Source organism: Gemmatimonadota bacterium, from assembly GCA_026702745.1.
In the GTDB taxonomy this organism is placed as follows: Bacteria; JAAXHH01; JAAXHH01; order JAAXHH01; family JAAXHH01; genus JAAXHH01.
The window spans coordinates 1-21,075 of record JAPPBT010000099.1; the positions used below are offsets into that span (position 1 = coordinate 1).

The 21,075-nt window shown below is 63.1% G+C and carries 18 protein-coding genes; 1 reads left to right on the forward strand and 17 read right to left on the reverse strand.

Annotated elements, in window-relative coordinates; translation table 11 throughout:
• From OXH56_15855 to OXH56_15930, 16 genes are all read right to left on the reverse strand, one after another.
• On the reverse strand, positions 1-291 hold a 291-nt coding region (locus OXH56_15855), incomplete at its 3' end, for a hypothetical protein (GenBank protein ID MCY3556784.1).
• Between the two features lie 171 nt (positions 292-462).
• Positions 463-2,955: an ATP-dependent Clp protease ATP-binding subunit gene (locus OXH56_15860; GenBank protein MCY3556785.1), complete on the reverse strand. Its 2,493-nt coding sequence runs from the start codon at positions 2,953-2,955 to the stop codon at positions 463-465.
• A gap of 46 nt (positions 2,956-3,001) precedes the next feature.
• Positions 3,002-4,081: a protein arginine kinase gene (locus tag OXH56_15865; protein ID MCY3556786.1), complete on the reverse strand. Its 1,080-nt coding sequence runs from the start codon at positions 4,079-4,081 to the stop codon at positions 3,002-3,004.
• Positions 4,082-4,085: 4 nt separating this feature from the next.
• Entirely contained in the window at positions 4,086-4,433 is a 348-nt protein-coding gene (locus tag OXH56_15870; GenBank protein ID MCY3556787.1) for a UvrB/UvrC motif-containing protein, read from the reverse strand.
• A gap of 72 nt (positions 4,434-4,505) precedes the next feature.
• On the reverse strand, positions 4,506-5,279 hold the full coding sequence (locus OXH56_15875; GenBank protein ID MCY3556788.1) for an ABC transporter ATP-binding protein: 774 nt from the start codon (positions 5,277-5,279) through the stop codon (positions 4,506-4,508).
• A complete protein-coding gene (locus tag OXH56_15880) occupies positions 5,279-6,604 on the reverse strand; it encodes an ABC transporter permease (GenBank protein MCY3556789.1) in 1,326 nt (441 codons plus the stop codon). The genes OXH56_15875 and OXH56_15880 overlap by 1 nt, the downstream gene beginning before the upstream one ends.
• Positions 6,604-8,187, reverse strand: a complete 1,584-nt coding sequence (gene lysS, locus OXH56_15885; GenBank protein MCY3556790.1) for a lysine--tRNA ligase — start codon at positions 8,185-8,187, stop codon at positions 6,604-6,606. The genes OXH56_15880 and lysS overlap by 1 nt, the downstream gene beginning before the upstream one ends.
• Positions 8,188-8,413: 226 nt before the next feature.
• Positions 8,414-9,539 (reverse strand): peptide chain release factor 2 gene (prfB, locus tag OXH56_15890; protein MCY3556791.1). Its coding sequence is split into 2 segments (ribosomal slippage): positions 8,414-9,454 and positions 9,456-9,539, totalling 1,125 coding nucleotides; the frame shifts between segments, so codons are not numbered across the junction.
• Between the two features lie 10 nt (positions 9,540-9,549).
• On the reverse strand, positions 9,550-10,593 hold the full coding sequence (locus OXH56_15895) for a Gfo/Idh/MocA family oxidoreductase (GenBank protein ID MCY3556792.1): 1,044 nt from the start codon (positions 10,591-10,593) through the stop codon (positions 9,550-9,552).
• A 63-nt stretch (positions 10,594-10,656) separates the two neighbouring features.
• Positions 10,657-11,355, reverse strand: a complete 699-nt coding sequence (gene radC / locus OXH56_15900) for a DNA repair protein RadC (GenBank protein MCY3556793.1) — start codon at positions 11,353-11,355, stop codon at positions 10,657-10,659.
• 80 nt (positions 11,356-11,435) lie between these two features.
• Positions 11,436-12,335, reverse strand: a complete 900-nt coding sequence (locus tag OXH56_15905) for a slipin family protein (protein ID MCY3556794.1) — start codon at positions 12,333-12,335, stop codon at positions 11,436-11,438.
• 15 nt (positions 12,336-12,350) lie between these two features.
• The gene (locus OXH56_15910) at positions 12,351-13,670 is read right to left on the reverse strand and encodes a nodulation protein NfeD (GenBank protein ID MCY3556795.1); all 1,320 of its coding nucleotides are present in this window, start codon (positions 13,668-13,670) and stop codon (positions 12,351-12,353) included.
• A 42-nt stretch (positions 13,671-13,712) separates the two neighbouring features.
• Entirely contained in the window at positions 13,713-15,752 is a 2,040-nt protein-coding gene (locus OXH56_15915; protein MCY3556796.1) for a hypothetical protein, read from the reverse strand.
• Between the two features lie 12 nt (positions 15,753-15,764).
• Complete coding sequence (locus OXH56_15920; GenBank protein MCY3556797.1) at positions 15,765-17,228, reverse strand: M81 family metallopeptidase; 1,464 nt, start codon at positions 17,226-17,228, stop codon at positions 15,765-15,767.
• Between the two features lie 16 nt (positions 17,229-17,244).
• Positions 17,245-17,613, reverse strand: coding sequence for a DUF423 domain-containing protein (locus tag OXH56_15925; protein MCY3556798.1), 369 nt, complete (start codon positions 17,611-17,613; stop codon positions 17,245-17,247).
• Between the two features lie 24 nt (positions 17,614-17,637).
• The gene (locus OXH56_15930; GenBank protein MCY3556799.1) at positions 17,638-18,414 is read right to left on the reverse strand and encodes a glucose 1-dehydrogenase; all 777 of its coding nucleotides are present in this window, start codon (positions 18,412-18,414) and stop codon (positions 17,638-17,640) included.
• A gap of 181 nt (positions 18,415-18,595) precedes the next feature.
• Between OXH56_15930 and OXH56_15935 the strand changes: the two genes are divergently transcribed.
• Positions 18,596-19,855, forward strand: coding sequence for an enolase (locus tag OXH56_15935; GenBank protein MCY3556800.1), 1,260 nt, complete (start codon positions 18,596-18,598; stop codon positions 19,853-19,855).
• A gap of 79 nt (positions 19,856-19,934) precedes the next feature.
• Here OXH56_15935 and OXH56_15940 read toward each other — a convergent pair.
• A partial coding sequence (locus OXH56_15940; GenBank protein MCY3556801.1) for a dehydrogenase occupies positions 19,935-21,075 on the reverse strand: 1,141 nt, incomplete at its 5' end.

Sequence of the window (21,075 nt, forward strand, 5' to 3'; positions counted from 1 at the left end):
GCCTCCGCCGACGTAGATGCGAATGTCCTCGAACAAACCCAGCCGGTACAGCTGCTTGATCGTGGTGGCGCCGTCCCGGGGATTGTACGGGTTACCCGCTTTCAGCACGGTCATCGACCGGATGAGGGGTTCATCCACGTTGGCGTGGCCCTCGATACGCACCTCGGCGATCAAAGGCTGCTGCTGTTGTCCGAAGACTTGCCGGGGACTCACGGACGCGGAGGCAAGAATCCCGCCCGTCAGGATCAGAACTAGGAAGGGTTTTAGGTACATGGATGACTTTGAAGACACTAAGGCAACTTCCCCGTCCATGCAGGTAATCATTCGGCAGAAGCCGGCTATCGACGTGAACTCGACGCAAGCGAACCGGCTGTCGATTCTACGCGCGTCCCACATCGCGGGTTCCCGTCCGAGGGTCTCAACCGGACATGGCTGGACGGACTCGGTCCGTCACGGGGGCTTTCAGGCTTCCGACTCGGTGAGGACGGGCGCTTTACCGGAATCGGCGGTCTCGGCCTTGTAGAACGTCAGGTTTTCGCCCTTCTTGCCGACCCTGATTTCATCGCCGTCGCCGAACTTGCCCTTGAGCAGCTCTTCCGCTAGCGGATCCTCGAGCATGCGCTGGATGGTCTGGTTCATGAACCGGGCGTTGTAGACCGGGTCGTATCCCTTTTCGGACAACAGTTCCCGCGCGCTCTGCGTCAATGAAATGCGGATGCCCCGCTCGCTCATCCTTTCGTTGATTTCCTTGAGCTGCAGATCGATGATCCGGGAGATATCGGACGGGTTCAACTGGCGGAAGACCACCGATTCGTCGAGGCGGTTCAGAAACTCTGGATTGAACAGTTTCTTCACCTCATCCTTCACCGTGGCTTCCATCTTTTCGTAATCGACCCTGGCGTCCTGCTGGAAGCCCAGGCCTCCGGCCTTGTTGATGTCCCGGGTGCCGAGGTTGGAAGTCATGATGATAATGGTGTTGCGGAAGTCAACCCGGCGGCCGTTGCTGTCGGTCAGCGTGCCCTCGTCCAGGATCTGAAGGAGAATATTGAATACGTCCGGATGGGCCTTTTCCACCTCGTCCAGCAGTATGACGGAATAGGGTTTGCGCCGCACCTTCTCCGACAGGTGCCCGCCTTCGTTGAATCCCACGTAACCCGGCGGCGCGCCGATCAGACGGGAGACGTTGAACTTCTCCATGTATTCGGACATGTCGATGAAGATCAGGGCGTCGCTGTCCTGGAAGAGGAATGAGGCCAGGATTTTGGCCAGTTCCGTCTTGCCCACGCCGGTCGGCCCGAGGAAGAGAAACGATCCAATGGGCCGGTTGGGGTTCTTCAGCCCGGAACGCGAACGCCGGATGGCCTTGCTCAGCACCTGGATGGCCATGTCCTGGCCGATGATCCGTTTCTTCAGCTCGTCCTCCATGCGCAGCAGGCTCTTCGATTCCTGTTCCTCGAGCCGGAACATGGGAATGCCCGTCATGCTGGAGATGATCTGCGCCATGTCGTTCTCTGTGACGGTCACCACCTGGTCGGATACCCGTTCACGCCAGGCCATGAACGCCTCGTCGTACTCGCGCTGCAACTCCTCCTGGCGGTCCCGCAGCGCGGCCGCGCGTTCGAACTCCTGCTGCTGGGCGGCCTCCACCTTCTTTTCCTGAATGGCCTGGAGCTGTTCCTCGATCTCCCGGATCTCCTCGGGGACCGTCATCTTGGACAGCTGCGCCTTGGATCCCGCCTCGTCGATGATGTCGATGGCCTTGTCCGGGAGGAAGCGGTCCTTGATGTACCTGTCGGACTGCTTCACGGCGAACTCGAGGGCGTCGTCCGTATACTTGACGTGATGGTATTCCTCGAATCGACTGCGCAGCCCCTTCAGCATGTCGATGGTTTCCTCGATACTCGGCTGGTCCACGATCACCTTCTGGAACCGGCGTTCGAGCGCGCCGTCCTTTTCGATGTGCTTGCGGTACTCGTCAAGCGTAGTGGCGCCGATGCACTGCAGTTCGCCCCGGGCGAGGGCCGGCTTGAAGATGTTGGACGCGTCGAGACTGCCCTCGGCGCCGCCCGCCCCGACGATCGAATGAAGCTCGTCGATGAAGATGATCACCTCGTCCGACTTGGTGATCTCGGCCATGATGGACTTCAGCCGGTCTTCGAACTGTCCGCGGTACTTGGTCCCGGCCACGATCGAGGCCATGTCCAGCGTCACGACGCGCTTGTTCTCCAGGATCTGGGGGACGCTGCGCTGCACGATGCGCTGCGCGAGCCCTTCGGCGATGGCGGTCTTGCCCACGCCGGGCTCGCCGATCAGCGCCGGGTTGTTCTTCTTCCGCCGGCTGAGGACCTGGGTGACCCGTTCGATTTCCTTGTCGCGGCCGATGACCGGATCGAGCTTGCCGCCGCGCGCCATTTCGGTGAGGTCGCGGCCGAAATGATCCAGGAAGGGCGTCCGGCTCCGTTGGGCGTCCTTTTTGGTCACCGAACGGTCGCTCTGGATGTTCTGGATCTCTTCCTTGATTTTCTCGAACGTCACGTCGTAGGTCGAAAGGATCTGGGAGGCGATCCCCTGCTTGTCACGGACCAGCGCAAGCAGCAGGTGCTCGGTCCCCACGTATTTCGATTTCATGTTGTTGGCTTCGTGCGCGGCGATCTCCAGGGCCTGTTTCGCCCTTGGCGTAAAGGGCACCTGGCCGATCGTAAGCGCACTCGACTGGGATACCGTGGCCTCTTCGATGGACTGCCGGAGGTCTTCGAGGTCGATGCCCATATTGCGCAGCATGGCGGCCGCGGTCCCTTCCCCATCCCGGATGAAGGCCAGCAGCAGATGTTCCGTGGCGATGTAGTCGTGCTGCAGTCGGGCGGCTTCTTCCCGGGCGATGTGCATCACCCGCTTGAACCGTTCCGTAAACTTATTGTTGTTTCCCTGGGGCATCTCGAGCATCCCTCCCTTCATGATCCGGGGTCGAAACCCCTGGCCGGAGTGTGTTCGCCGTCTTTCTTTAGAACCTCAGGTGTTCCCTGACCAGCTCCGCGCGGCGCTCGTCCAGTTCCTCCGCCGTCATTTCCCGGCCCGAGGTCATCCGGATGTGCGCGGGCTGTATCGCGATCATCAACTGGTTGAATGCACTGGTCTCCATGCCCTGGCAGAGCTCCATAAACGTGCCCATCCTGAGCATGGACAGGGCATCCAGCGCTTCCATCTCGCCAAGCAGCCGGACATGCTTAAGCAGGCCGTATGCCCGGGCTACCCTGTCCTCCGTCTGGCGTTTCGCCCTGCTTGCCAGGGCGTCGCAGGCTCTTTCCTCGAAGGCGGCCAGCTGTCGCGATACGCGATCGAGCCGGTCGACGATCTCCTCCTCGGCGTGTCCCAGGGTGCACTGATTGGACACCTGGTACATGTTGCCCGACCGCCCGGTGCCTTCGCCATGCAGTCCCCGCACCGTGAATCCGATTTCCTCCATGGCGCATCCCAGGGACGCCATCTGGTCCGCCAGGGTCAAACCCGGCAGATGCATCAACACCGACAGCCGCATTCCGGTGCCCGTGTTGCTGGGACAGGACGTTAGATAACCAAACTCATCCGAGAAGGCAAAATCAAGTGTTTTGCTCAGTTCGGTATCGATTTTGTCCGCTTCCTGCCAGGCGGCGCGCACCTGCAGGCCGCCCTTTATGGTCTGGAGACGCAGGTGGTCTTCCTCGTTCACCATGAGGCTGAAGGTTTCTCCGGGACCGATGAACACGCCGGCAGGCCGCGTTCCCTCCGCCAGCGACGGGCTGATCAACCGCCTTTCCACCAGTACCCCGCGGTCCAGCTCCGACGTGTCCAGCAGCGAAAGGTACACCGACCGCGCCACGTTTTCGCTTTGCTGGACGGCATTTTCCACCTGTTCGATCACGCGGAACCGCTCGTTCTTGATCGAACGGTGCACGAAGGGCAGGGTGGTCAGGTTCCGCGCAAGACGGGCCCGGCTGCTGATCACCAGGTCCGCCGTCTCGCCCTCGGGCACGCACCACTGCGGCACGTCGACCAGCAGTTCCGTGTACAGGTTTTCCATTCCGGTATCCATACGCCTGTCCATGCTGCTATCCATGGGCTACCTGGTGCAGGTCCGAGCCGCGTTCGAGTTCTTTGATGCGGTCCCGCAGGTCCGCTGCCTGTTCGTAGGCTTCACGGCCGACGGCCTTCTTCAGGGCCCGCCTGAGGTCGATCAGTTCGCGTCGTATCTTCTGCCGGGACGGATCGGACACGGGGACCTTGCCCCGGTGGAACTCATTGCCGTGTATCTGCTTGAAGAGCGGGACAAGCGTCTCCTTGAAGGCGCGATAACATGCGGCGCATCCCAACTGTCCCGATTCGCCGAATTCCGCCACGGACAGGCCGCATTGTGAACAGGACGTCGTTTTCATCTCCGAAGAACCTCTGGTCGCCATGCCGGGGGCTCTCACAGCCCGCCGCTTTCGACCTCACAAACCGCCAACCCAGGCACCTTTCCTGGTCCCGTCCTAGGCCGCAACGGCATTCAACAGGCCGTCTTCCAGCCTGAATGCGCAGTCCGCGCGGCGGCCAAGGTCCTCGTCATGGGTCACGACGACGAAGGCCTGTCCGTGCCTGCGGGACATATCCCACATCAGGTCCAGCAACGCTTCCCCGTTCCCGCGGTCCAGGTTGCCGGACGGCTCGTCCGCCAGCACGATATGGGGCCGACCTACCAGGGCCCGGGCCACGGCGACCCGCTGCTGTTCTCCGCCGGACAGCGCGACCGGCTTGTGGTCGAGACGCGCCTCCAGTCCCACCTCCGCGAGCAGGCCTCGGGCCCGATCGCGTGCCGTGTCCCAGTCCCATCTTCCCACCAGCAACGGCATCATCACGTTTTCCAGCGCCGAGAACTCGGGGAGCAGGTGATGGGCCTGGAAGACAAACCCCACGGACCGGTTGCGGAACTCCGCCAGCCGGTCTTCCGGCAGGTCGAACGCGTTCGTTTCGCCGATGAAGACCTGGCCGGAAGTGGGCCGGTCCAGCGTACCCAGGATATGCAGCAGGGTGCTTTTGCCCGCGCCCGACGCGCCGTGGATCGCCACGATCTGCCCGCGGCGGATATCGATGTCGATGCCCTTCAGGATCTCGAGCCGGCCGGTGCCTGAGAGGAAATCCCTGGTCAGGCTCCTTGCGCTCAGTACTTCATCGGTCCGGCTGTCGTCCGCTATGGGCGGTTCGTAGGCCATACCCCTGGCTTCCAGTCCACCTCCAGCGTCCCGCGGCGCGTTCATCGTGTTCACTATTCGTGCCTGATCGCCTCGACCGGCACCAGGCCGGCGGCCTTCCGGGCCGGATAGACAGCGGCCACCACGCAGATCAGCATGGATCCCAGGGCGACACTTGCGAAATCCAGCGGGTCGACCCGCACGGGCAGCGCGTCGATCAGATAGATGTCCGGCGGCAGCGCGATGAACTCGAAAGTGCGCTGCGTCCAGCAGAGCACGTAGCCGATCACGCAACCGAGCAGGGTGCCCAGGATGCCTACCACGGAACCCTGGATGATAAACACCCTGGTGATGCTGGCGGCGGTGGCTCCCATGGACTTCAGAATGCCGATGTCCCGGGTCTTCTCCAGCACGACCATGATCAGGGTGCTGGCGATGTTGAAAGCGGCCACCAGGATGATCAGGTTGAGAATGGCGAAGGAGCCCCATTTCTCGAGCGTCATCCACCGGAACAGGCCCTTGTGCCGCTGCATCCAGTCTACCGTAAAATACGCTACGGACGGGCTTGACGCAACAGGGGATTCGGCGGTCTCCTCCACGTAGCGGTTCAGCGCGGACTCGATCTCTTCGGAGATACGACCCGCCTGGTCCCGGTCGGCAACCCGGACGGCAATGCCGTTTATATCGCTTCCGAGTTTGAACAGCTTCTGGGACTCGTCCAGGGAGACATAGGCGGAGGAGGCGTCATACTCGTAGAAACCGGTTTCCGAAATGCCCGTGACCCTGTAGGGCCGGATGTACGGCGTGAGCGCCGAGGTCAGCGAGAAACCCTGGATGTTGCCCAGGGCCACCCTTTCGCCGACGACGATCCCCAGCTGGTCCGCGAGGCCTCGGCCCAGGACGATCCCGGGCAGCGGTCGTCCGTCCGGATTGGCCGGATCGGGCGCGGCCGTCAGGTCCAGGGCGCCGAAGGCGATATTTTGCTCGAGGTTCGTGGCCAGGCGGCCCGATGCGATGTCCAGCCCGTGCACAATGACGCCTGCCGCGGCATTTCGCGTCGTGGGCACCGGTGCGCAGACGGCTTTCTCCAGCACGTATGGCGCGGCCGAGACCACCTCGTCCACCGACAGGATGACGTCGATCAACGGATCGTATTCGGAAATCGAACCATCGCCGAGCAGCGAATACACGTTGATATGCGCGCGCTCTCCTATAATCCGTTCCCGGACTTCGCTTTCAAATCCGTTGAACAGCGAGAGGACGATGACGAGGGCGGCAACGCCCACGAGCACGCCGCCCACGGATATGTACGTGATGAGGGAGACGAACCGGTTCTGCCGCTTGGAGCGCAGGTATCTCAGGGCGATGAACCATTCGTATGACCATCGTTTGCGCGGCACTATTCGGCATCCTGTGCGCCCGACGCGCGGGCCGGCCGGCCATCCGCTTCGTCGGGGCCGTCTTCCGCGTCGACCTCGGCCTCATCCATTTCGTCCGGGCCGCCGGGGCCGCCTTCGAAGATTTCCCTGCGCAGGTGGGGAAAGAGGAGCACGTCCTTGATGTTGGCCGAGTCGGTAACCAGCATGGCCAACCGGTCGATGCCGATGCCACATCCCCCGGTGGGCGGCATGCCGTATTCCATGGCGCGCAGGAAGTCTTCGTCCATGGTGTGGGCCTCCCCGTCGCCCTTCCTATGCATTTCCACTTGCTCCTCGAACCGGCGGCGCTGGTCCACCGGGTCGTTCAATTCGGTGAATGCGTTGGCGAACTCGCTACCGCAGATGAAGAGTTCGAACCGTTCGGTCAGGTCGGGATCGTCCTGGCGGCGCTTGGCCAGGGGGGAGATCTCCACGGGGTAATCCGTGATGAAGGTCGGATTCACCAGGCGGTCCTGCACGAAGTGCTCGAAGAGTTCGTCGATCATCCGGCCCCGGCCCAGGCCGGTGTCCACAGCCAGTCCCCGTTCGCCGCAGACCGCGGCGAGTTCCCCGGTCGAAAGGCCGGCGACGTCGATACCGCTGTATTCGCGGATGGCGTCGAGCATGGGTATCCTCGGCCAGGGCGGGCTCAGATCGATGGCCTGGTCCTGGTAGGTGTGCTCCAGCGTGCCGTTCACCTCCTCGAAGACCGCGACGAAGAGGCGCTCCACCAGATCCATGACGTACTGGTAATCGACGTAGGCGATGTAAAACTCCAGCATGGTGAATTCGGGGTTGTGCGTGCGGTCGATCCCCTCGTTACGAAAATCATGCCCGATTTCATACACGCGCTCCATGCCGCCGACGATCAGCCGCTTGAGGTAGAGTTCATCGGCGATGCGCATGTAAAGCGGCATGTCCAGTGCCTGGTGGTGGGTCTTGAAGGGACGGGCCAGCGCGCCGCCGTACAGGGGCTGCAGGATCGGCGTTTCGACTTCGACGAAACCTTCTCCGTCCATGAACCGCTGGATGGACCGGATGAGGTGCGAGCGCTTGAGGAAGACTTCCTTGACCCCGGGATTGATGATCAGGTCGACGTAGCGCTGCCGGTATCTCGTCTCGATATCCCGGAGACCGTGCCACTTCTCGGGCAAGGCGCGCAGGGACTTGGACAGCAGCGTCAGTTCGTTCGCCATGACGGTGGTTTCACCGGTCCGGGTGGTGAAGACGGTGCCATTTACGCCCAGGTAGTCCCCGACCTCGATCAACTGGTCGTAGACCTCGTAGGCGTCCGGTCCGACGCGGTCGAGCCGGACGTATATCTGGATACGGCCGGTGCGATCGAGCAGGTGGGAGAAGCCGGACTTGCCGTGGCCCCGCTTGGACGTGATCCTTCCCGCTACCGAAACGGGCTCGGCGGATTCGATCAGCGCTTCTGCCTGATCGAGGATGGACTGGGCGGGATGGGTTACGTCGTAGCGGACGGGGTACGGATCGATGCCGCGCGCGCGGATCTCTTCGAGCTTGCTGTACCGTTGTCGGTTGAATTCGATCGGGCTGCTCACCCGTTTGCTCCGAAGGACTTCATGGTTGGTGGCGGACCCCGGTAGAGGCGCGCTGCGGATTGATCGATGCGCCGCCGGCCTGGCCGGACGGGCACCGGAATATAGGCGCGACGGGCCTTCCTGTCAACGAAAAAGGACTTCCGGAACAGGGTGCGGGACCGGGGCGGGCGGCATGCGGATGGCCGTGCGCGGGACCGGGGCGGGCGGCAAACGCGCCGGGGCGGTTTCAGCCACTTTGCTCGGAGTCGCCACCACGGAGATAGGCCTCGATGAAGGCATCGATCCCGCCGTTCATCACGGACTGGATATTGCCGATTTCCGTTCCTGTCCGGTGGTCCTTTACCATGGTGTAGGGGTGGAACACGTAGGATCGGATCTGGCTGCCCCATGCGATGTCCTTCTTGTCGCCTTCCAGACGTTCCCTTTTCTCCCGGATCTCATCCTGCCGTTGCTGATAGAGGCGGGACATGAGCACCTTCATGGCGCTTTCCCGGTTGCGGTGCTGGGATCGCTCGGACTGGCACTGCACGACGATGCCGGAAGGCCGGTGGGTTATGCGTACGGCCGAAGAGGTCTTGTTCACGTGCTGGCCACCGGCGCCGCTCGCCCGGTAGACGTCGATCTCCAGGTCCGTCTCGCTTAAATCGATATCGCCCGGATCGTCGATTTCGGGCAACACGGAAACCGAGGCGAAAGAGGTGTGCCGCCGGTGGTTCGAGTCGAAGGGGGAGATGCGCACGAGGCGGTGGACGCCGGCTTCCGCCTTGAGGTACCCGTAGGCGTATTCGCCCGAGACTTCGATGGATACGCTCTTGATGCCGGCTTCCTCGCCCGGCTGCAGGTCCAGGGTATCGAAGGCGTAGTCCCGGGATTCCATCCAGCGCAGGTACATGCGCATGAGCATCTCCGCCCAGTCCTGGGACTCGGTACCGCCCGCCCCGGGGTGAATGGAAACGATGGCGTTCTTCGTGTCGTCGGGGGCCGACAGCATGCTCTGCAGCGTCGCCGCCTCCAGGAGGCCCTGCAGCGACCGGACCCCTTCTTCTATTTCGTCGAAAGCGTCCCGGTCGTCCTCCTCTACGGCCATTTCGAAGAGGGTTTCCAGGTCCTCTGCCTGGCTGCCCATCTCGTTCCAGCCATCGATGATCTTCTTATGATCGCTGATCTGCCGGCTGACCGTCTGGGCCCTGGCCTGGTTGTTCCAGAAGTCCGGTTCGCCCGTGACACCTTCGAGCCGGGCCGTCTCCGCCTGCCGGTTCTCTATGTCAAAGACCCCTCCAGAGATAGGACAACTGGCTTCGGCACGCTTCCAGCGCGTTTTTGATTTCGGATGGTTCCATCATCTTGGGCATGTGCTCCTTTCTAAAACCGCCTGAACGCTTCTTCCAGCAGTTCCTGGTCGCGGATGGAGTCCGCCCCGGAGGAACGGACCGGGTCGCCGGACCGTATGCAATCCAGGAAGTGGGCATTCGCCCGGCGGAACGCCCAGTCCCTCGGCGCCTGCGGCTGGGCGTGCTCCTGTACGTCACCCGCCTGGTAGACCGAGACCCGGGCCGGCACGTTCCTGAGCAGCGGGGGCGGCGTAAGGACCTCCACCCATCCGTCTTCGAAATACACCTTGACGCCCTCGTCCCAGAAATTCGCCGTCAGGCGTCCCAGTTCCAGCACCGTGTTAAAGCCGTCCATGGTGAATACCATCAATTTGGTCGGGCCGTCAAGGGCCGCGTAATTCAGTACCCGGACCTCGCCCAGCAGGTAGCGCATCAGATTGATGTTGTGGCAATACAGGTTGTTCAGGCTGTAGATCTCGCGGACGCGTTCCTGCTCCAGCCAATCCGGGGGCCGCGGCTCGACTTCCGGGTAGCTCTCGTCCGTTCGGATCGGCGTTCCGGCGTTGCAGATCCAGTCTCCGGCGAAGCAGTGGCCCCTGGCGTGGGTGATCGCCCCGATTTCGCCGGATGAGGTCAATTCTTCGATGATCGAACGGGCCAGTTCAACGCCGGTATCGAAGCGTTTCATGTACCCGACCATCAGCTGGCGTTCGTTGCGATCGGCGGCTTCGACCATGCGGCGGGCATCGGCCAGGTTGGTCGCTATGGGCTTCTCGAGATAGACGTGCTTGCCCGCGTTCAGCGCGTCGATGGAAACCGGTGCGTGGGCGTCGTCCGAAGTGATCTGCACAATGGCGTCGATTGCCGGGTCTGCGCAGAGTTCCTCGTGGGAGTCGCAGGTTTTCGTGACCCCGAATCGGTCAGCCACCAACCGCGCCAGCCGGGGCCTGCGGTCGGCCAGGGCGACCACCTCGCAACCGGCCATCTCCGTGAAATTGGGCAGGTGGACCAGTTGACCCATGAATCCCGCGCCGACGAAGCCGATCCTGATCCGTTCGTTGTTCGAAGATGCCACACCATCCTCCGGGTGATATGCGCACCAGGCTGACCAGGCTAACCAGGCTGGCCAGGCTGGCCGCTATATTAAACCCTTGCCGGCCAGGCTGGTAAAGGACTTTCGCCCGATGATGATGTGGTCCAGCACCTTGATGTCGATCATCTGGCCCGCGTCGACAAGCTGGGCGGTGATCTTGAGGTCGTCCTGGCTCGGCGTGGGATCGCCGCTGGGATGGTTGTGTACGAAGATCACCGAGGCGGCCGAGTCGAGGATGGCGGGTTTGAATACTTCGCGGGGATGGACGATGCTCGCTGTAAGACTGCCCACCGACACGGTCACGCCGCGGATCAGGCAGTTGCGCGCGTCGAGCATCAGGACCATGAAGATCTCCTTGCGCAGGTCCCGAAGCCGCGGCATGAAGTAGCGCGCCACGTCCGTGCTCGAAATGAAGGACTTCTTATCCATGTCCTGCGCTTCGAGCCGGCGGCCGATTTCGATGGCGGAGGCGATCTGGGCGGCCTTGACGGGTCCCACACCCGACACCTGGCACAACTCGCTCAATTCCCGGGTGGCAAGGTGGCGCAGGCCGCCGAAGTGCTGCAGGAGTTCCCTGGAGATTTCAATGACGTCTCTGCCCCCCGCGCCGTTTCCCGTGCGCAGGAGCAGCGCGATCAATTCCGTGTCCGACAGTGTGTGTATGCCGTACTTGAGCAGACGCTCCCTGGGCTTTTCGTCCTCCGGCCAGTCCCTGATCGGTGTTACTCCCTGTAAATCGGTCATCGCATCATCCTTTCTGCGGGTCATTGGAAACATTGCGTGTTGACCGATTCAGTCGGATTTCGATCAGGCGATCTCGTAAGCTATCGCGCCTCCTCGCCCGGACGCTCCGCCGCGCCTGAACCCGGATTCGCCGCGCCGCCCGAATCTGGTGAGCCGGCCGGCTCCTGTGCGCCGGAATCCGTCACCGGTGAGCCGACCGAAACCGCCGGTTTCATCGCGTCCACGAAAGGCTTGAAAAGGTCGATGGGAACGGGGAACAGCGTGGTGGAGTTGTTCTCCGCCGCCACGACCGAAAGGGTCTGGAGGTAACGCAACTGCACGGCGACGGGATGGGTGCCCATGACGTGGGCGGCCTCGGAGAGTTTTTCCGCGGCCTGCTGCTCGCCCAGGGCGTTGATGACCTTGGCCCGGCGTTCCCGCTCCGCTTCCGCCTGCTTGGCCATGGCCCGCTGCATCTCGATGGGCAGGTCGACGTTCTTAATGACGACCATGGACACTTTGATGCCCCAGGGTTCGGTCTGCTGGTCCAGCAGGATCTGCAGATCCTCGTTGATCTTGTCCCGGTTGGACAGGAGATCGTCCAGTTCTACCTGTCCGAGTACGCTCCGCAACGAGGTCTGGGCCAGCTGGTGGGTCGCCTGCAGAAAATCCTCCACCTCGGTGATCGCCCGTTCGGGGTCGATGACCCGGAAATAGATCACCGCGTTCACCTTGATGGACACGTTGTCCCGGGTGATCACGTCCTGGGCCGGCACGTCCTTGGTCACGGTGCGCAGGCTGACCTTCTCCATTTTGTCGATGCCGGGGATCAGGATAATGATACCCGGTCCGTTCTTCCCGATAAGGGCCTTGGAAAGCCGGCCCAGCCGGAATATTACACCCCGCTCGTATTCGCGGAGTATCTTGACCGCGTTGGTGAAGAGTACGATGAGGATCAGGATGATTACGATCGTAGACAGCTGAAATCCGTCAAAGAACATGGGCGTCCCCCCTTGTTACGTTGCGTCCGTGCCTGAATCCAGGCTTTCCACCTTGAGTCGCAGACCATTGACCTCCACTACCCGAATCGGCGTTTCGGGCTCGATTGGCGTTTCGCTCGTGGCGAACCAGTATTCACCGTGTACGAACACTTTGCCGTTCCGGCTGTCCACGGCCGCGTGCGCGCGGCCGGTCTCGCCGATCAGTCCCTGGCTGCCCGTGGTCGTGCGCCGCTTCTGGGCCTTCAGCGCGTAGCCCACGGCGAAAAGCGTGAAGGCCGCGGTCGCGATCACGGCCGGAATGATGGCATACAGGGAAATGCGGAGATAGGGATCGGGCGAATCGATGAGCATCATCGAACCGATCGTGAAGGAGACGGCGCCGCCGAGGGTCAGGAGGCCCCCGCTGGCCACGAACAGTTCCGTGACGAATAATCCCAATCCAAGCATAAGCAGCAAAAGCCCCGCGTAGTTGATGGGCAGCGTCTGCAGGGCGAAAAGCCCGATGACAATGCACATGCCGCCCACTACGCCGGGGAAGATGGCCCCGGGGTTGATGAACTCGTAGATGAGCCCGTAGAACCCGAGCATCATCAGGAGATAGGCTATGTTGGGATTGGAAAGCACGCTCAGTACCCGGTGATGCCAGCTCATTTCGCGAATACTCACCTCGGCGTCCTTCGTGCGCAACACCCGGCTTCCTTCGCGGACTTCGACCACGGTGCCGTCGATCCGAATGAGCAGGGAGTCCAGCGTGGCGACGTTCAGGTCCACGACGTTCTGCTCCACGGCTTCCCGGTCGGTCAGTGCCTCGGCCTTCCGCACCGCCAGTTCCGCCCAGTCCGCGTTTCGGCCGTGCTTTTCGGCGATGGACCGGATATAACTCACGGAGAAGTTCTCGACCTTCTCCTGCATGGTCGAGTCCGCGACCGCGCCGCCGATGCCCACCGGGCTGGCCGCGCCGATACTCGTGCCCGGCGCCATGGCGGCGACGTGGGCGCTCATGGTGATAAAGACGCCCGCGGACCCGGCGCCCGCGCCGCTGGGCGCCACGTAGACCACGACCGGCACGTTGGAAGCGAGCATGTCCTTGATGATCAACTGGGTGGACTCGAGAAGCCCGCCTGGCGTGTCGAGCATGATCACCAGGCATTCCGACCGGTCGTTTTCGGCCCGTTCGAGCGCGGTGGAAACGTGCTGGACGCTGACCGGTCCGATCGGTCCGGTGAGCGAGATGACGTCGACCCGGGATGCCGCGGCGTCCGCGCCCGGCCAGGCCAGCCCGCAGGCCAGTCCGCAGGCCAGCAGGAGGCGTTTGAGCGTTCTTATCGGGTTCATGGTGGGTATGCCCGGTTGGTGCGTGAATGGATTCAGCGGCGGCTAGGGCCGGTGATTCGGATTGAGCAGGTGAACGAGTTGCACGGCCTGGAAAAGCGCCGCCGGTTCAATCTGTGGCCTTAAGGATCGGCGCCGGGGGAACAGCGTGGTCTCTCCCATCATGGGCGGCGCCACCACGACTTCGACCTGGCCCGGGTTTATGCGAATGTTCCGTCTCGGACACTTGGGCCAGATGGAATGGATGCCCCTGAAGGCCATGGGGATGATGACCACGTCGGGCGGAATCTTGCTGAAAAGTCCGTGCTGCAGGGGTATGGACTGGATGTCGAAAGCCGCCGTGGTCCCCGCGGCGTAGATGATGCCCGGTCGTTTTTCCAGCAGTCCGGCGAATCGCTGGGTCGCGTTGTTGGTGTCTCCCGCGCGGGGCAGGACCACGTAACCGTCGACTTCCTCGAGCAGACGGTCGAATTCCGCGGCGTTCACGCCGAAAAGGGTCGTGCTCCAGGATCCCAGGCGCAAGGTCACGTACTCCGTCAGCCCCGATCTGGACAGGATGGTGCAGGGACGGGAGTCTTCCCAGCCCAGGGCGTCCAGCAGCACGCGGGACTGCAGTACCTTGTACATGACGGGATGGTCGAAGACGCTCTGGTGGGTCGGGAAGAAGAGGACCTTGTACCCCCCCTCGTGCAGCTTGAGCACGCGGGCCAGTTCGCCGACCATGGGATCGACGTGGACCTTGACCGTAATGCCGAAGATCTTCAGGGTCCTGTCTGCCCAGGTGAGACTGTTGTGCCAGGCCGCATCGAGCTGCTCCCGCTCGTCCAGGATCTCCTCCTCGATGGCGAGCTTGTTCCTGACGTACCGCCAGGAAGCGCCGATCCAGCGGGAGAGCTTCGTGGCGCGCTTGACGGGCGAATACCGGGCGTTGCGCCCCACATGCGGATACTCCAGGAAGTGGCCCGCGGCGGTCCGGTCCAGCAGGGGCGGCACCACCATGGGGTCCAGCATGGAGGCGAGTTCGTCGGGGATTCTCGCTCTCTCCTCCTCATGGTCCTTCATGTGCTGGTTGATCCGGTAGATGACCAGGTTGCACTTGTCCATCAGGGCATGGGTCAGGTCGATCATGTCCCGGGTCAGGCTCGTATAGTGATGGCCGTACCAGTATCCGGTAGGCTTGAGCTGCGCGGGGTTCTCCTGGTGCGCCTGGAAGAACTCCACCATCATGGCCTGGCCGAGCAGGATATCCTCCTGGATGCCGTCGATCTTGCGCTGGATGTACTTGCTCGGGACGTGCCGGCGGCAGAACTCGGCCAGCAGTTCGGCGTCGCTGATGATCTTCCATACCGCGCAGCCGAACCAGGCGAAATTGGTATAGGTATTGTAGCGGACGGCGAGCAGTTCGCCGGCGGCCAGGTATTCGAGCGTTTTCTGCGCGGTGTTGTGGAATATCTCTCTCAGCGTGGAGCGGGTTTCCCTGCCGTCGAGCGTGCAGGGATAGGTAGCCTGCCAGATGGGGTCGTCCTCCGGCACGATGTCCTTGAGCTTCTCGGCGACAGGCTGGGCGTGAGACAGGGGCACGCGGGACAGCCTGGCCCCGGCCAGGGCGGCCTCGCCCTCGTCCGGGGTGAACACGTTACTCGCCCGGAGCGCTTCGACATAGACCGTCTGGTACAGTTCGAGGAACTGGGCGGTGGCGTTCGGGTCCTGCTGCAGGAACTGCTCCCTCACGCGGGCGTACAACTGAACCGACTGGTAGTAATCGGGGGCGACCCGCCGGAACTGGTCGTAAGCCTCGCCCATGCGCTGGTCGCGAAGGCGGGGAACCCCTTCGTATATCGCGCCGATCAGCTTCGCGCGGTAGCCCAGTCCCTCCAGTCCTATCGTTCCACCGGGCGTCCGCGAAGGCGGCCACTTCAGCAGTTCCGGATCGACGCCTTCGAAGTAACCCTCGCTGTTCGCCAGGTCCAGCACGCCCTGCGCGGCCTGGTCGTAGACCGTGAGCAGGACGTCCACGTTCCGGATCAGTGTCTGGTGATCGAACCAGATCGAAGCGGAATCGATTTTTTCGGTCGCGGTATTCATGTCGAGTTCCGGTCAGCCCTGCGTACCGTCCAGCGGATATAGTTTCCTGCCGAGGCGGTGATAGGCGACCACGCCGGCGTCATGGACGCCCGGTTCCGTGACCACGTGGATCGCACCCGCCCACGGTTCGAATCCGGCCCGGAAGTGGGCCGACGACTTGACGCCGATGTAACGCATCTCCCTGGGGTCCAGACCGAGAGATTCCGAAAACGCCGTATCGAAAGGCTGTTCGCGCTCGTTCACGAGAATGACGTGTATGCCTTCCTGCCGGATATGAGCCGACGGTCCCATCGTACCCTCCAGGCCGGCGAGCATGGGGCCGTGGTAGCGGAACCTGCCGTCCGACAGGGCCAGCACCTCCGCCGTCATGGTCACCGGCTGACCCTGCAGCGGCGTGGACTTCCCCCCGACGTCCAGCGTAACCGTGGCACCCACGCCGGCGTCCATGCACCGGTCCACCGCCTCGGGGTCGACGATGTACAGGACGCAGGCGTCTTCGAGTCCGGCCTCGATGAACGTGCGCAGCATGGCCGTGCTGTCACCCGGCGAGCCGCCGCCCGTATTGTCGTTGCGGTCCGCCAGCACGGCCGGGTACAGGCCATCCTCGTGGACCCGCTCCAGCGTCTCCCTCGTCGACGGCATGGGGTAATGCCAGTCGGCCCGCCGGTCGTACAGCCAGGCGCCCAGTTCATCGGCATAGCGCTGGGCCATCTCCCGATCGTCGTCCGTCACGATATACACGGACGCCCCCATGTGGGGTATGTCCGCCAGCGGGAAACAGGTGGCGATCGATCCGCAGACGACCCCGGGCCTCGATTCGATTTCATGGAGGTAGTCGATCGCCTCCTTCATGGGCGAATGGGCCGTCACCTGGTTCATGCCCCAGGCCATGGGGATCTGGTGCAGTGCCATGGTGGGCCGCAAGCCCTCCTTCAGGATCCGTACGAGCACATCGGCGCATTCCCGCCCCCGGGGCGCCATGTCCACCTCGGGGTAGGACTCCCGGCCGATCAGCACGTCGGCCTGCTCGATCATCAGCGGCGTCATGTTGGAGTGGATATCGAGCTGCCCTACGATGGGCACGTCCCCGACGAGGTCCCGGACGGCGGAGAGGATGTACCCTTCGCCATCGTCGATGCCCTCGGCCACCATGGCGCCGTGCAGTTCGAGCAGCACGCCGTCTATGGGCCCCGCGTTGCGAAAACCCTCCAGCATCTCGTCGACGATCTCGTCGAAAAGCGCTCGCGGCGTGGGACCGCTAGGATGGGGTTCGGCCACGATCGTGGGGATCAGTTCGAACCCGTGTGCTTCCGCGCCTTCGATGAAGCCGCCCGTGGGTTTGTTCGCGCCCCTGAACGCCTTGAGAATGTCGGTGCCCCGCAGGCCGCCATACCGTTCCTGGTAATTCCTCCGGGTGGTTTCCACGGTCGTGAACGTGCTCGTCTCGTGGGCGATGATTCCGGTTACGACGCGCATTCGATTCCCTGTCGATTCAAGCCCGATATATACCGTAGACCAGGAGCAGCCAGCCGACGATGAACGCCACCCCGCCCAGTGGGGTCACGGCGCCCAGCCACCGGATGCCCGTGAAACTCAATACGTACAGGCTGCCGGAGAACAGCACCGTACCCGCGATGAACGACCATCCCGCCGCCGGCGGGATCGCACCCGGCCAGCGCGAAACCGCCCAGGCCGCGAAGAGCAGGCCGAAGGCGTGATACATCTGGTACCGGACGGCGGTCTCAAAGATCTCCAGCATTTCCGGCGAGATCCGGTCCTTCAGGCCATGGGCGCCGAAGGCCCCGGCGACCACGCCCAGGAGCGCCAAGATACCGCCGGTTATGGCAAAAAGTTTCTCCATTTGAACGTAGTCCTGTCCGGTCGTTTACCAGATCGGAGCCAGCCAGCCGCCGTCCACGGGCAGGGCCGTTCCAGTGATCCACTCGGCGTCGTCCGACGCGAAGAACACGCAGGCCCGGCCGATGTCCTTCGGCAGCCCCAGTCGGGGCAGGGGAGTCTTCTCCAGCGCCTCGGCGACCTGGTCTTCGGTCAGGTAGTCCTGGATGGGCGTCTCGATATAGCCCGGGCAGATCGTATTGGCGGTGATGCCGAGCGACGCCAGTTCGACCGCCGTGTCCCGCGTGAGGTTGACGACACCGGCCTTGGCCGGCGCGTACGCCGGACCGCCGCCGCCGTGAAAGGCGTGCACGGAAGCGATGTTGATGATCCGTCCCGCGCGGGATGCCTTCAGGTGCGGCACGGCGGCGCGCGTAGTCAGGAACAGGGCCCGCAGGTTCACGCCCATGATGCGGTCCCACGTTTCGATTGGGGTCGTCTGGCTGTCGCCCAGGGCGAAAATCCCCGCGTTGTTGACCAGAATGTCCAGGCCGCCAAAGGCCTCCAGCGTCCGGTCCACCAGGCGGCCCACAGCCCTTTCGTCCGACACGTCGGCCTGCACGAATAGGCCGTCGGCACCTATCTTGTTCAAGGCCTCCACGGTAGGCGACGTCACGTCCTGGTCATGGTACTTGCCAGGCTTCGGACGTTCGACGAGGTCGCAGACCACGACGCGAGCCCCTTCCCTGGCCAGTTCGATGGATATACCTCGGCCAATACCGGAACTGCCGCCCGTGACGATAGCGACCCGACTTTCGAGTTTCAAATGGTCCTCTGTTTAACCAGGTAAGCGATCTGGAGCCGTCCTGAATGGAATGTAACCAGATCGAAAAACCGAGGCAAGGCCAGTGTTTATAAATGGATTGCATTTTCTGGCACCCGCCTTAGTAATATAGACTTCACGCCCATCCCGACCCTACCGACACTTTCCACCGCAGGAGGATTCCATGAAGATCACGCACGCCGAACGAACGGCCCTGAACGTGCCGTTCTACGCCCCGCACGTCGATCACGCCATGGCCCGGGCGAACACCCATAACGAGCGCGTCTGGGTGTACAGGCTGGAGACCGACAACGGCCTGGTCAGCATCACCGACGGCCACGGCGCTTCGGATACCGCCGACCTGGTCGGTAAGGACCCCTGGACCCTCATGTGGGACGATGAGATCGGATTCGGACCGCAGATCGCCGTTTTCGACTTGTGCGGGAAGGACGCCGGAGTGCCCGTACACGCCCTGCTGGGCAACAAGCTGCGGGACCGCTGCCCCCTTTCGTGGTGGGATATCGACATGGCACCCGAAGACTGGGTCAAGGAGGCGGAGGAGTCCCTGCAGCGTGGCTACACGTCCTTCAAGATGAAGGCGCGGCCCTGGCGAGACATCATCGCCCAGATCGACGCGGTGAGCGAGGTCGTCCCGGTCGACTACCGGTTCGACGTGGATTTCAACGGTTTTCTCCTCACCCAGGCGAAAGCGGAGCAGATCCTGTCCCAGCTCGACCAGCGGGTGAACGTGGGCATGTACGAAAGTCCCTTCTACCTGCGGAAAGACCTCAAAGGCGCGCAGATGCTCCGGGAACGCATCCAGAAGCCCATCGTGGAACACTTCGGCGACGACGTCTGGCAGGCGGAGGTCAGCGACGGGTTCGTGGTCGGCGGCGGCGCCTCGGGGACGATGCGCCAGGGCATCATGGCGGCCGCGTTGAACAAGCCCTTCTGGCTGCAGATGGTGGGGGCCGGACTGACCACGACTTTCGCCGCCCACATCGGTTCGGTGCTGTCCCACGCCCAGCTGCCCTACATCACCTGCCACGAACTCTGGCAGACCGACCTGCTGACCGAACGGATCGAGGTGGTGGACGGATACATGGACGTGCCGGACAAGCCCGGTCTCGGCGTGGAGGTCGACGAGAAGGCCATTGAAACCTATGCCGTCGACGACGACGAACCCACGGCGGTACAGCGCTACCGGAGCAAGAAGCGGATCCTGCGCGTGGTCTGGCCCGGCCTCGCGGGAAAGCAACGGGTCTGGGAGTACACCGACGAGAGCATCTACCAGCCCGAGTTCTACAAGGGGAATCTGCCCGGATTCGAAACGGGGGTGCACCTCGAAGTGATCGAAGACGATAGCAGTTCCGCCTTCGAAAAGCGGCACGCGGAACTGGCGCGGCGGGAGGCTTCCGTGGCCCGGGCGCCCAAGGGAATCTAGAGCCGGGCCTGACCGGGAAACGTGCGGCCTCAGCAATAGTCGAAGCGTGCGGCCGCAGGCATGGCCGGAGCGGGTGGCGTCAATCTCCGTTGGACCGTGGCCGCCTGAACGTTTCCGGAATCACCCGCTGCGCCGCTTCGACGACGCGTTCTTCCACGTCGCCGGCGAAGCGATTGGGCAATCCGAAATACACGTTGGCGTCGCCGCCTTCGTACCCGCCCTCCTTCCAGATCCGCCGGGAGGGTATGTAACCGGGGAAGTCGTTGGCGTACGCGCCGATCCACAACCTGGCGGGATCGTACATGCGCCTCAGTCTGAAGGCGTAGTCCGCGACGACCTCCCCCGCCAGGAAGACGATGGCGAGTTCGTCTCCGAACGACCAGCCCTGCACCGGATAGTTGAGCGCTTCCGGGACGGCTTCGCCGCTGTCCATGCGGGCGATCCACTTCCGTGCGTGGAAGCCCGTGATGTCTGGTTTCTCTGCTGCGGCCGTCCAGGCCTCGCGGGTTGGCAAGGTGTCGTAGGGCAGCGAGGCGTGGACCAGGCGGCACCGAATACGTCCCGGCAGGTTACGTCCGGTGATCCCGAGCAGGCGGTCCACTTCCCACGCGATATCTCCACCGTGACGCCGGGAAAAGGAAAGACCCGTGCGGGGAAAGGGATTCGCGTTGGCGGCGCACCCGATGGTGACCAGGGCAACGGCCTTCGGGTGGTTCCGCCTGATCCTCTCGGCCGCGAATCCCGCCCAGTCGCCGCACATGAAGTTGTCCGCGGGGCCGAATGTCGTGCAGTGGCAGGCATAGCTGACCCATACCGCCCTCAGGTTTCCTTCCGGATCGTCGACCCGTATCATGGGCATCACGGGGTCCACGGGCCCGATCTGCACGCGGCGGTTCACCGCGAACCCGGCGTGCCCCTCGCTGTAACTCAAGCGGGACGGTTGCCGGTCCGACAACGCACGCAGTCCCACCTCCACGAGCCGCTCCGACACTTCCCCGGTATAGCGGTCGATATGCCGCTGGTGTGCCGCCGGGATATCCGTACTGAACAGCATGGGCGCCGCGCCCGTAAGCATGGGTGCGTTGTGGGTGTGGGTATAGCACAGGACGATGCGTTCCCGGTCGATCCCCGCCCGCCTGTTCAGTTCCCGCGCGACGGACGCCGTCATGGACTCGATCACGCCGCAGTTGTCCAGGGCCAGCATCAGGACCGGCCGCGCC

What these genes read in the sequence shown, in the direction of transcription:
- OXH56_15860 (MCY3556785.1), bottom strand. Translation starts at nt 2,955, where the DNA reads ATGAAGGGAGGGATGCTCGAGATGCCCCAGGGAAACAACAATAAGTTT.
- OXH56_15865 (MCY3556786.1), bottom strand. Translation starts at nt 4,081, where the DNA reads ATGGACAGGCGTATGGATACCGGAATGGAAAACCTGTACACGGAACTG.
- OXH56_15870 (MCY3556787.1), bottom strand. Translation starts at nt 4,433, where the DNA reads ATGGCGACCAGAGGTTCTTCGGAGATGAAAACGACGTCCTGTTCACAA.
- radC (MCY3556793.1), bottom strand. Translation starts at nt 11,355, where the DNA reads ATGACCGATTTACAGGGAGTAACACCGATCAGGGACTGGCCGGAGGAC.
- OXH56_15905 (MCY3556794.1), bottom strand. Translation starts at nt 12,335, where the DNA reads ATGTTCTTTGACGGATTTCAGCTGTCTACGATCGTAATCATCCTGATC.
- OXH56_15910 (MCY3556795.1), bottom strand. Translation starts at nt 13,670, where the DNA reads ATGAACCCGATAAGAACGCTCAAACGCCTCCTGCTGGCCTGCGGACTG.
- OXH56_15915 (MCY3556796.1), bottom strand. Translation starts at nt 15,752, where the DNA reads ATGAATACCGCGACCGAAAAAATCGATTCCGCTTCGATCTGGTTCGAT.
- OXH56_15920 (MCY3556797.1), bottom strand. Translation starts at nt 17,228, where the DNA reads ATGCGCGTCGTAACCGGAATCATCGCCCACGAGACGAGCACGTTCACG.
- OXH56_15925 (MCY3556798.1), bottom strand. Translation starts at nt 17,613, where the DNA reads ATGGAGAAACTTTTTGCCATAACCGGCGGTATCTTGGCGCTCCTGGGC.
- OXH56_15935 (MCY3556800.1), top strand. Translation starts at nt 18,596, where the DNA reads ATGAAGATCACGCACGCCGAACGAACGGCCCTGAACGTGCCGTTCTAC.